The sequence below is a fragment of the Bacillus sp. EB600 genome, assembly GCF_024494385.1.
GTDB lineage: Bacteria > Bacillota > Bacilli > Bacillales > Cytobacillaceae > JAEVLT01.
In genome coordinates, this window is record NZ_JAEVLT010000191.1 from 1 (window position 1) to 304 (window position 304).

1 protein-coding gene is annotated in these 304 nt (G+C 34.5%); it reads left to right on the forward strand.

The window, feature by feature from the left end; translation table 11 throughout:
* The coding region (locus JN080_RS29375) for a carbonic anhydrase family protein (protein WP_256239391.1) at positions 1-304 on the forward strand (304 nt) is incomplete at both ends.

Genomic DNA, 304 nt, shown 5'->3' on the forward strand with positions numbered 1-304 from the left:
GATATTCAATATAAGCCGACACCTTTTTCATTAATACATAACGGTCATACAGTACAAGCTAACACCATATCACAAAGCAATAAAATGATCATTGAAGGAGAAGATTATAAACTTACTCAATTTCATTTCCATACGCCAAGCGAGCATCAATTTAACGGTCAACAAAATGATATGGAACTTCATCTTGTACATCAAAATGAGAACGGTCAGCTTGCCGTCCTTGGTGTAATGATACAAGAAGGAAAAGAGAATGAAAAATTGACGTCTGTTTGGGATGTATTACCAGAAGAGAAAACAGAAAAAA